This window comes from Achromobacter semiaridum (genome assembly GCF_053543755.1).
Genome location: NZ_JBLVOL010000077.1, coordinates 42,535 through 52,871, shown reverse-complemented (window position 1 = coordinate 52,871; position 10,337 = coordinate 42,535). Strand labels below are relative to the sequence as shown.

The 10,337-nt window shown below is 63.8% G+C and carries 10 protein-coding genes; 4 read left to right on the top strand and 6 right to left on the bottom strand.

Annotated elements, in window-relative coordinates; translation table 11 throughout:
• The coding region (locus ACNPP0_RS20620; RefSeq protein WP_448706866.1) for a GNAT family N-acetyltransferase at positions 1-1,065 on the top strand (1,065 nt) is incomplete at its 5' end.
• 126 nt (positions 1,066-1,191) lie between these two features.
• Here the strand turns inward: ACNPP0_RS20620 and ACNPP0_RS20615 are convergent.
• The 6 genes from ACNPP0_RS20615 to yjgA form a co-directional block, all read right to left on the bottom strand.
• On the bottom strand, positions 1,192-1,884 hold the full coding sequence (locus ACNPP0_RS20615; protein ID WP_448706865.1) for an isochorismatase family protein: 693 nt from the start codon (positions 1,882-1,884) through the stop codon (positions 1,192-1,194).
• A 9-nt stretch (positions 1,885-1,893) separates the two neighbouring features.
• On the bottom strand, positions 1,894-2,730 hold the full coding sequence (locus tag ACNPP0_RS20610; protein WP_448706864.1) for an ABC transporter permease: 837 nt from the start codon (positions 2,728-2,730) through the stop codon (positions 1,894-1,896).
• Positions 2,731-2,733: 3 nt separating this feature from the next.
• Entirely contained in the window at positions 2,734-3,546 is an 813-nt protein-coding gene (locus ACNPP0_RS20605) for an ABC transporter ATP-binding protein (RefSeq protein WP_332612218.1), read from the bottom strand.
• Positions 3,546-4,541 carry an ABC transporter substrate-binding protein gene (locus ACNPP0_RS20600; protein WP_442880380.1) on the bottom strand — a complete coding sequence of 332 codons (996 nt, stop codon included), beginning with the start codon at positions 4,539-4,541 and terminating at the stop codon, positions 3,546-3,548. The genes ACNPP0_RS20605 and ACNPP0_RS20600 overlap by 1 nt, the downstream gene beginning before the upstream one ends.
• Positions 4,542-4,954: 413 nt before the next feature.
• On the bottom strand, positions 4,955-5,632 hold the full coding sequence (locus tag ACNPP0_RS20595; protein WP_332612214.1) for an alpha/beta hydrolase: 678 nt from the start codon (positions 5,630-5,632) through the stop codon (positions 4,955-4,957).
• A gap of 30 nt (positions 5,633-5,662) precedes the next feature.
• Positions 5,663-6,214, bottom strand: a complete 552-nt coding sequence (gene yjgA / locus ACNPP0_RS20590) for a ribosome biogenesis factor YjgA (RefSeq protein WP_332612212.1) — start codon at positions 6,212-6,214, stop codon at positions 5,663-5,665.
• Positions 6,215-6,272: 58 nt separating this feature from the next.
• Here yjgA and pmbA point away from each other — a divergent pair, with 58 nt between their 5' ends.
• From pmbA to ACNPP0_RS20575, 3 genes are all read left to right on the top strand, one after another.
• On the top strand, positions 6,273-7,637 hold the full coding sequence (gene pmbA, locus ACNPP0_RS20585) for a metalloprotease PmbA (RefSeq protein WP_448706863.1): 1,365 nt from the start codon (positions 6,273-6,275) through the stop codon (positions 7,635-7,637).
• A gap of 158 nt (positions 7,638-7,795) precedes the next feature.
• Positions 7,796-8,890: a TRAP transporter substrate-binding protein gene (locus ACNPP0_RS20580; protein ID WP_448706862.1), complete on the top strand. Its 1,095-nt coding sequence runs from the start codon at positions 7,796-7,798 to the stop codon at positions 8,888-8,890.
• A gap of 259 nt (positions 8,891-9,149) precedes the next feature.
• Positions 9,150-10,304 carry an ABC transporter substrate-binding protein gene (locus ACNPP0_RS20575; RefSeq protein WP_006226687.1) on the top strand — a complete coding sequence of 385 codons (1,155 nt, stop codon included), beginning with the start codon at positions 9,150-9,152 and terminating at the stop codon, positions 10,302-10,304.
• Positions 10,305-10,337 lie beyond the last annotated feature (33 nt).

The following is a 10,337-nucleotide window of genomic DNA, read 5'->3' as shown; positions in this document are numbered from 1 at the left end:
GCGCGGGGGGGGCCCGACTGCCGGCGCGAACTGAACACGTCTGAAATCCGAACCTTGCTTGGCCTGTTCTACGTGCCGCTAAGCGACACGCCGGTGGACGTGGCGTCGGCGGAACCCGAGTCCCGCCCCATGGCGATCCGCGTGCGGCGCGATCCGCAGTTTGGTCCGGTCATTCGCTTTGGCGCGGGCGGCCCCGACGCGGTGCTGTCCGTGGCGGATCGCGGCATGGACCTGCCGCCGCTCAACGGCTTCCTGGCCCGTCAGCTGATCGAACGCAGCCGGTTGTGGCGTCGTGTGCTGGCGCCGCGCGTGGGCCACATGGCGGCCGAATCACTGCAACAGGCGGTGGTGCTGGTGTCTGAGATGGTGTCGGAATTGCCTGACATCGAAACGCTGGATATCGACCCGCTCTACGCCGGCGAAACGCACTTGCGCGCAGGCGGGCTACGCATGATGCTGACCGAAACGCCGGGCTGTGAAACGCCGCAGACGTCCGGTTATCCGCACATGGCGATCCACCCGTACCCCACGCGGCTGGTGCACGTGCGCCGCTTCAATGACGGCATTCCGTGGGTGTTGCGCCCCATTCGCCCGGAAGACGGCGAGGCCTTGCAGGAGTTCATACGCGGCTTGTCCGAGCGGTCGCGCTATATGCGCTTTGTGTCGATGATGCGCGAGCTGACGCCGCGCATGGTGTCGCGCTACACGCAGGTGGATTACCACCGTGAACTGGCGCTGGTGGCGGCCACGCAAGTGCCCAATCCGGCCAACCGCGGGCATCCGCGCGAGGTGATCGTGGGCTTTGCCCACTATCTGCGCAACCCGGACGGGCGCGGCGCGGAATACGCGCTGGTGATCGGCGACGATTGGCAGCGGCGCGGGCTGGGCCGCCAGCTGATGACGGCGCTGATCGACGCCGCGCGTGAGCAGGGCCTGGAATACATCGACGGGCTGGTGCTGTCGACCAACCGGCCCATGCTGGCGCTGATGACCAGCCTGGGCTTTACCAACGACGCCGATCCGGAAGACCCGACGATGCGGCGCGTGTGGCTGGGCTTGGCCTGAACGCTGACAACCCAGCGCATCGGGTTGGCCCGGCGTGGCTTGGCTGGGCCTGGCTTGGCCCGGCCCGGCCTGGCCTGCCGGTGATGCGCCGCCTGTTGCCGCGCGTGGCCCGACGCGCCGTCGCCGTCAGGCGGTTTTGCGCACCGCCTCGGCCGGCGTCAGCCGCGCCGTGACCTCGCCCACCGACAGCACGTCGCCAAAGAAGAGCATCCAGCCTTGCAAGGCATGTTCGTGTTCGGCCGGCGTGACCGCCGCCAGCGCGTCGTCGACCATGATGGTGCGAAAGTCGCGCATCATCGCGTCGCGCGCGGTGGATTCGCAGCACACGTTGGTCACGGTGCCCGTGATCAGCAGCGTATCCACCCCCAGCCCGCGCAGCAGCGGTTCAAGCTCTGACGAGCCCGGCGCCATGGCGCTGTAGAACCGCTTGACCACGCGCGGATCGGCGTCGTCCACGTGCAGGTCGGGGTGCAATTGAAACCCCGGCGAGTCCCGGCGCAGCGTCTCCAGGCGTCGCTTGCTGCGTTCCGGAGTCAGCATCACGCCGTGGTGGTGCGACCAGAATGCGTCGGCGTTGTCCGACGCCGTCTGCACCCACACCACCGTTCCGCCCGCTGCGCGCACCGCGTCGCACAGCCGGTTGATCGGCGCGATGATGTCACGGGCGGGCGCGCATTCGCCTTGATAGCCGGGCAGGGTGAAGTACTGCTGCATGTCGATCACGACCACCGCGCAACGCGCGGCCGGCAAGGTGTCGTAGGGATGCAGGCAGCCCTGTCGGGCCACGACGCGGTCTTGTACCCATTGCGGAAATTCCATGACGCCTCCTTAGCCGTAGCGCCGCGCCACGGCGGCTTCGACGCGATAGATGATCAGGTACATGACGCTGGAGATCAGCGCCAGCATGGCAATTGCCGTCATGACGATATTCAGCTTGAATACCTGGCTGCCGTTCATGATGAGGAAACCCAGGCCGGAATCGGCCGACTGGAATTCCCCCACGATCACGCCCACCAGCGCCAGGCCGATGTTCATTTTCACGGCCGCGATCAAGGTGGGCACGCTGCCCGGCAGCACCACCTTGGTCAGCACCTGCCAGCGGCTGGCGCCAAAGGTGTGGGCCAGCTTCACCTTGTTCTGGTCGATGCCGCGAAAGCCCGCGTACACGACCATGATGGTGACGAACACCGCGATGGCGACCGCCATGCCGTACACGGCGTAGTCAGAGCCCAGCCATAGATAGAAGATCGGCACGAAGGCAATCTTCGGCATGGCGTTGGCCACCACCAGGAAGGGGTCCAGCACCTTGTACAGAAAGTCCGACCACCACAGCGCGGCGGCCACCACGATGCCGATCGCCATGCTCAGGGTGAAGCCGACCAGCGTGGCCGACAGCGTGGTCATGATGTGCTTGGCCAGGTGGCCGTTGTTCCACAGGTCAATGAACGTGGGCCACAGCGCGCTGGGATAGCTGGTCAGCAGCGGGTTCACGATGTGCATGCGCGGCAGGATTTCCCACGCGCACAGGAACACGACCAGCAGCAGCGCCTGGCTTAAGCGGATATTGCGTTTCTTGGCGCGGTCCCGGCGCAGGTAGTCCAGGTATTTGGCGCTGGGCGCGGGCAGGGCGCGCAGGGGAACGGTGTTGGCAACGGGGGAATTCATCGATCAACCCTCCACGTGTACGTCCAGCTCATCCCAGAGCTGTTTGAAATAAGCGTTGAATTCCGGCCGCGAGCGCGCCTGGAAGGGCGTGGGACGCGCGCCGTCGCCATAGTGGATGCGGTACTGGCTTTTCAGCCGGCCGGGGCGGCGCGACAGCACGATGACGCGATCCGTCATGGCGATGGCTTCGCCGATATCGTGCGTGACCAGCACCACGGTCTTGCCCTCGCGCCGCAGGATGTCCACGACTTCGTCCGAGATGGCCAGGCGGGTCTGCGAGTCCAGTGCCGAAAAGGGTTCGTCCAGCAAAATCACGTCGGGCTCGGTGACCAGCGTGCGCGCCAGTGCGGCGCGTTGGCGCATGCCTCCCGACAACTGGCGCGGCGTGTGCGTCAGGAACGCGCCCAGCCCGCACTTTTCAAGAATGTGCACGGCGCGCGCCTCGCTGCGCGCATCGCGCCTGCCCTGGATCTCGGCACCCAGCATCACGTTGTCCAGGATGGTGCGCCATTCAAACAGATAGTCCTGCTGCAACATGTAGCCGATGCGCGGGTTCGGCTTGGTCACGCTTTGGCCATCGACCATCACGGCGCCCGATGTGGGTGGAATCAGGCCCGCAATCAATGACAGCAAGGTGCTCTTGCCGCATCCGCTTTGGCCGATGAGGCTGACGAATTCGCCCGGCGCCAGCGAGAACGACACGTTCGACAGCGCCTCGGTCTCGCCTTCGGTCGTGAAGTAGGACAGGCAGACGTCGCGCAGTTCGATTTTTGCCGTGGCGGTGGCCGGCTTCAGATTATGGATGGCGGCCCCCATCACTGCACCTTCTTGGCAAAGTCGGCCACCACCACGTCTTCGTATTTCACGCGGGCAGAGTCCTTCATGACGGCGCTGGCGATCAGCATGTCCTGCAACTGGCTCATGGCCTCGGCCGTGACCAGCGGAGTCGTCTTCCAGATCTGGTATTTCTTGTAGCGTTCGATGGCCTCGGTGACCGCGCCCTGGTCCATGCCCGGAAAGAACGTCATGATCTGCGGCGCAAGCGTCGCGGCCGGCGTGTCCTTCACGTATTTCTCGGCGCGCGCGACCACATTGGTCCAGGCCTGGATCACCTTGGGGTTGTCGCGAATGTACTTGTCGGTGGCGGTGAAGACGGTGTAGTCCACCTGGCCGACTTCATGGCCCACCGACGCCACGATGTAGCCCTTGCCGTTACGCACCAACTCGCCGGCCTCGGGCTCCAGGAAGATGCCGTATTCCCCCTGGCCCGCCATCCAGGCGCCGGCCCGCGCCGGAATGCCGATGTTGTTCAGCAGCTTGACGTCTTTTTGTGGATCCAGGCCGTGCTTGCGCAAGGCGGTTTCCAGGAACACGATGGGATTCGAACCAGGTCGAAAACCGATCACTTCCTTGCCCTTGAGCATCGACCAGTCAAACTTGTCGATCGGTTTGCGCGCCAGCAGGAAGAAGCCGTCGGTGGCGGTCAGCCCGGCAAAGATCTTCGGCTTGACCGGCGATTCGCTGTTCTGCACATAGATGGACGCCTCGGGCCCGATCAGCACGATATCGGCGCTGCCCGACAGCAGGGCGGTCATGCCCTTGTCGGTGCCCTGCGAGGTTTTCATGGACACGTCCAGTCCGGCGTCCTTGAAGTATCCCTGCGACAGGGCCACGTATTTGGGCACGTAAAGCACGGATCGCACCACTTCTTCGTAGCGCACCTTCACGGGGGGATTCAAAGCTTCGGCCTGAGCGGCCAAGGGAGCAAACAGCGCAAGCAGCGCCGCGCCCGCCAGGCGGGGAAGTGGCATGGATTTCACGGAACTTTCTCCTGCGTCTTGTATGGCACGCCGAAACCCGGCGCAGCACGGCCAATGGGGTTGAATCGACAGCAACAACAGGGAAGCCCGAACACCAGCAGCCCGGGCCGATAAGGCATGGATCGAATACTATATTCAAGCAGCGGCCGCAGACAAGCTTTTTGGGATTGGCGTTTTTCTCTATGGACGAGCGCCATTGAAGCCCGGAAAATTCAAGGCTTGAATACCACTTGGTATACCAAAAGGAATTTTGCCGGATCGTCGGCAGGGGCTGGAGCTAGCCTTGCCTGGGGTAAGGCCCAGGCCCAGGCTACGGGGGCGCGCACGAAGCGGGTTCTTGCAGCCGGCAAGATCAGGCGCGGCGGGGCGTTAAGCCCGGCGCGCGCCTCAACATCACGGCTACCTCAGGCCAGCACGCTATTCAAGAACGCCGAGATATCCCGGACTTCTTCGGCGCACACCGAATGCGGCATCGGGTACGTGTGCCAGCGCACGTCATAGCCCAGCCGCTTCAATTCCGCTACTGACGCCTCGGCGCGCGCCAACGACACAACCGGGTCGTGCAGGCCATGCGCCATGAAGATCGGCGTGGCGTGGTTGGCGTTGTGGCGTTCGGCTTCGGCCGTATTCAGCAACGGCAGATAACCCGACAGCGCCATCATGCCCGCCAGCTTTTCGGTCAGCCGCAAGCCGGTGTGCAAGGTCATCGCGCTACCTTGTGAGAAGCCCGCCAGCACGATGTTCGACGTCGGGATGCCGCGCGCGTTTTCCCGTGCGATCAGCTTGTGGATGGCGGCTTCGGACGCGCGGATGCCCTTGGCGTCTTCCACGCGGACCAGGTCCATGACCAAAATGTCATACCAGGACCGCATCGACATGCCGTTGTTGATCGTCACGCGCTGCACCGGCGCATTCGGAAATACAAAGCGCACGCCCAGGCCCGCGGGCAGGTCCAGTTCCGGCACGATGGGGGCGAAGTCGTTGCCATCCGCGCCCAGGCCGTGCAGCCAGATGACGGCGTGCGTGGGGTTGGGCGCGGTTTCGATCTCGATGCAGTCGAGCAGGTCGTTGGAAGCGTTCATGGACGGCCGAAAAAAATCAAAAGGGGAGAATCAGAGCGTCAAGGTCTTCAAGGCCTGGAACAGCGCGCGATAGTGCTTCTTTTGCGGCTCCTGGCCTTGCAGCAGCGAGGCATTGCCCAGCTTTTCCTTGCGCGCGGCGCGAATCAGCGTGCGCAATTGCTGCGCATCGGCCTGTGGATTGTTTGCGAGCAGCTTGGTCAGCGTGTCGTCGTCGTCCAGCAGGCGGTCGCGCAGGGCTTCCAGCCGGTGCATGGCGGCGGTTTCTTCGCGCGAGCCGTTTTCCCACACATCCAGCTGCGCGCGGATTTCTTCGGCGGGCGCGTCGCGCATCAGCTTGCCCACAAAGTGGACTTGCCGGCGGCGGCCTTCGCGGCCCGTCGTGCGCTGCGCCGTGCGGATTGCCTCATAGAGGCGCTCTGCCAGCGGCAATTGCTTGAGGCGTTCGGGGGACAGTTCGATCAGCTGTTTGCCCAGGTCCAGCAAGGCGTGCATTTCACGCTTGACCTGGGACTTGCTGGGACGGTCGTAGCCGTTCTCGTCGTAACCGTCGTCGACGGATTCTTCTTCAGTATGGGAATTCATGGAAAACTGCGCAATGACAGACTTGGCTATGATAACCGTCTCTGCAAATTGGACAGCAATGGTTAAAACCTCCTCATCCTTGCCGCTGGCGGCGAATCACGCGCGTTTTTCCGAACTCGTTGAGCAAACCCTCGCCTACGCGCGCCAGATCGGCGCCTCGGACGCGGCGGCGGAAGTCTCGGAAAGCCTGGGGCTGTCGGTCTCGGTACGCAAGAACGACATCGAGACCGTTGAGCAGACGCGCGATCGCTCGCTGGACCTGACGGTCTACGCCGGCCAGAGCCGCGGGTCGGCCTCGACCTCCGACTTCTCTGAAGCCGCCCTGCGCCAGACGGTCGAAGCCGCCTGGCACATCGCCCGCCACACCGCCGCCGACCCGGCCGCGGGCCTGCCCGACGCCGACCAGCTGGCCACCGAATTCCCCGACCTGGACCTGCACCACGCCTGGACGGTGTCCACCGAGGAAGCCGCCGAACTCGCCTTGCGCGCCGAACGCGCGGCGCGCGACGTCGATCCGCGCATCACCAACACCGACGGCGCCACCGTGGGCACCTACGAAGGCCAGTTCGTCATGGGCAACAGCCGTGGCTTTCTGGGCGGCTACCCGTATTCGCGCCACAGCCTGTCCGTGGCGCCCATCGCGGGCCGGGGCAACGGCATGCAGCGCGACTACTGGTACACGTCCGAACGCGATCCGGCCAACCTGGCTTCGCCCGAAGCCATCGGCCGCTACGCCGCCGAACGCACGCTGTCGCGCCTGTCGGCCCGCCGCATCCGCACCGGCAAGTTCCCGGTGCTGTTCGAAGCGCCGCTGGCGCTGGGCCTGGTCGGCGCGCTGACGCAAGCCGTCAATGGCGGGGCGCTGTATCGCAAGGCCAGCTTCCTGCTGGACGCGCTGGGCAAGCCCATTTTCCCCAAGCACATCAACCTGACCGAAGATCCGCACATCCCCGGCGCGATGGGCAGCTCGCCGTTTGACGACGAAGGCGTGCGCACCCGCCGCCGCAACGTCGTGTCGGCCGGCGTGCTGGAAGGCTACTTCCTGTCCAGCTACACCGCGCGCAAGTTGGGTATGGCCACCACCGGCAACGCCGGCGGCTCGCACAACCTGGTGTTCAGCTCGACGCTGACCAAACGCGGTGACGACTTTGAAGCCATGCTCAAGAAAATGGGCACCGGCTTCCTGGTCACCGAACTGATCGGCCAGGGCGTCAACTACGTCACGGGCGATTACTCGCGCGGCGCGTTTGGCTACTGGGTGGAAAACGGCAAGATCCAGCACGCGGTCCAGGAAATCACCATCGCCGGCAACCTGGCCGACATGTTCCAGCAGATCGTCGCCGTGGGCGCGGACACTATTTCGCGCGGCACGAAAACCACCGGCTCGATCCTGATCGAGCAAATGGCCATCGCCGGGACCTGACCCATGAGCGCGCCCGCGGGCGCGCTCATCCATCCTGCCGAATGCATCGGGATGGGTGCCGCGCGGCTGGGGAATTCCTCTAGCGCCCGGCATGGTCTCAACGTGTAATATCCGGCGGGTATTGCTCGACGTCCCCGAAGCTGCTGAGGAGCATTGCGATGCAACGACGTTCATTCTTGAAGCATGCCGGGCTGGGCGCCGTTGCAACGGGCGCCGCCGTCAGCGCGCCCGCGTTTGCGCAAGACATGCCTTCCTTGAGCTGGCGGCTGGCTTCGGCGTTTCCCGGCACGCTGGACTTGCGCATCGGCGCGGGTGAACAGTTCTGCAAGTTCGTCACGGAATCCACGGGCGGCAAGTTCAATATCCGCCATTTTCCGGAAGGCGAAATCGTACCGGCCGCCGACCTGCTTGAAGCCGTCTCCACCAACAAGGTGGAATGCGGACACGGCTCGTCGCGGGCCTATCACGCCAAGAACCCCGCCTTTTCTTTTGACGCCGCCGTGCCCTTCGGGCTGACGGCTCGCCAGATGAACGCGTGGATGAGCGAAGGCGACGGCCTGCGCCTGACCCGCGAACTGTTCAAACCCGAAAAGATCATCAACTTCCCGCTGGGCAATACGGGTGCACAGATGGGCGGCTGGTATGCGCGGGAAATCAAGCGCCAGGCTGACCTGAAAGACCTGAAGATGCGCGTCTCGGGCCTGGCCGCCGATGTGCTGGCCCGGCTGGGCGTGGCGCCGCAGGCCGTCAACCAGGTGCCGCTTGCCGAGGCTTTCAACAAGGAAGGGCTGCAAGCCATTGCGGGCGCGGGCGCCTATGACGACGCCAAGCTGGGCTTCGATAAAGTAGCTAAGTATTACTACGGACCCGGCTGGTGGGTACCCGGGGAGCAACTGTCGCTGTATATCAATGACGAGGCCTGGAACAAGCTGCCCAAGCATTACCAGTCCATTGTGCAGGCGGCCGCCTTGGCGGCGCACGTGTCGCTAACCGCCCGCTACGACGCGCGCAACCCGTCCGCGCTGGCGCAACTGGCGGCCAGCGGCGCCCAAGTGCGCGCATTTCCCCGATCCATCATGGACGTGGCCTTCGAGGCCACGCAGCAGGTCTACAAGGACTTGTCCGCCAAAGACCCGAAGTTCAAGGCAATACACGACAGTTACATGGGCTTTCGCGACAGCGAGATGCCGTGGTTCCGCCTGACTGAAAACGCTTACGGCCAGTACGTAGCCGTGGCGTTGTCGGGCAGGTAGAAGGAGGGCGCCGGACGCCGAATGGCATTCGGTGCGAAGTAGGGTTTTTGCTAGTAATAGCGCATTTTTTACAAAAAAATGGGCGGTTTTCGGGCTTTTCTCGAACCACATTCGAGTTTCGGCCTGATACAAAGGAGTAATATCCCGGGTCTTGACGCGCAATCATGGCGCCTTTAGGCGGCATATGACGTCAATCCGGCGGGATTACACCAGCCCGGATTACCAATATTCCGAGACAGACTTTAAGGTGGTATCAACCATGCAATCCAAGACCAAGAAGCTGCTGGCTGCGCTGATCGCCGCTGGTATCGTCCCGGCTGCGCACGCGGCCGACATCAAGCTGGGCGTGGCGGAAGCCCTGTCCGGCGGCGCCGCCCAGTACGGCGTGTCGATCCGTAATGGTTTCCAGCTTGCCGCTGATGAAATCAACGCCGCGGGTGGCATCAATGGCAACAAGCTGGTGCTGGTTGTCGAAGACGAACAAGGCAAGAAAGAAGAAGCCATCAACGTCTTCAAGAAACTGATTTTCAAAGACAACGTCCTGATGGTCTTCGGCCCGACGCTGTCCAACTCGGCCCAAGCCGCTGACCCGATCGCGCAAGCGGCCAAGACGGTCGCCTTCGGTACGTCCAACACCGCCGACGGCATCACGTCCATCGGCAACTACGTGTTCCGCAACTCGGTCACGGAAGCCGACGTGCTGCCGGCTACGATTTCCACCGTGAAGGCGAAGACCGGCCTGAAGAACGTGGCCGTACTTTACGGTAACGACGACGTCTTCACCAAGAGCGGCTACGACAACTTCAAGAAGGCGCTGGAAGACCAGAAGATCCCGGTCACCACGACCGAAACGTTCGCCAAGGGCGACGTGGACTTCAAGGCACAGCTGACCAAGATCAAGGGCACCAACCCCGACGCCATCGTGCTGTCCGCACTGCTGGCCGAAGGCGCCCCGATCATGGTGCAAGCGCGCCAACTGGGCCTGAACGTGCCCGTCATTGGCGGCAATGGCATGAACTCGGTCAAGATTTTCGACCTGGCCCCTGGCGGCGCATCGAACAATCTGTGGATCGGCAGCCCGTGGTCGATCGAGAACAAGGCCCCCGAGAACGTCAAGTTCATCGACGCCTACAAGGCCAAGTTCAACGGGTCGCCGGACCAGTTCGCCGCCCAGTCGTATGACGCCATGTACATCGTGGCCCAGGCGCTGAAGAACACCAAGATCACCGGCGAATTGCCCAAGGACCGTGCCGCGCTGCGCGACGCGCTGCCGTCCGTGACCTGGACCGGCGCCACCGGCGCGTTCAAGTTCCGCCAAGCCAACGACCGCGCCGGCAAGCCCGCCGGCTATGACGCCGACCAGGCGCCGATCGTCAGCGTGACCAAGGACGGCAAGTACGTCATCGAGAAGTAAGCGCTACGCATCCCCGCGCGGGGGGATGCGCCT

Bases quoted from the DNA above. Each gene is read 5' to 3' on its own strand.
- ACNPP0_RS20615 (WP_448706865.1), bottom strand. From the start codon at position 1,884: ATGGAATTTCCGCAATGGGTACAAGACCGCGTCGTGGCCCGACAGGGC.
- ACNPP0_RS20610 (WP_448706864.1), bottom strand. From the start codon at position 2,730: ATGAATTCCCCCGTTGCCAACACCGTTCCCCTGCGCGCCCTGCCCGCG.
- ACNPP0_RS20605 (WP_332612218.1), bottom strand. From the start codon at position 3,546: ATGGGGGCCGCCATCCATAATCTGAAGCCGGCCACCGCCACGGCAAAA.
- ACNPP0_RS20600 (WP_442880380.1), bottom strand. From the start codon at position 4,541: ATGCCACTTCCCCGCCTGGCGGGCGCGGCGCTGCTTGCGCTGTTTGCT.
- ACNPP0_RS20595 (WP_332612214.1), bottom strand. From the start codon at position 5,632: ATGAACGCTTCCAACGACCTGCTCGACTGCATCGAGATCGAAACCGCG.
- yjgA (WP_332612212.1), bottom strand. From the start codon at position 6,214: ATGAATTCCCATACTGAAGAAGAATCCGTCGACGACGGTTACGACGAG.
- pmbA (WP_448706863.1), top strand. From the start codon at position 6,273: ATGGTTAAAACCTCCTCATCCTTGCCGCTGGCGGCGAATCACGCGCGT.
- ACNPP0_RS20580 (WP_448706862.1), top strand. From the start codon at position 7,796: ATGCAACGACGTTCATTCTTGAAGCATGCCGGGCTGGGCGCCGTTGCA.
- ACNPP0_RS20575 (WP_006226687.1), top strand. From the start codon at position 9,150: ATGCAATCCAAGACCAAGAAGCTGCTGGCTGCGCTGATCGCCGCTGGT.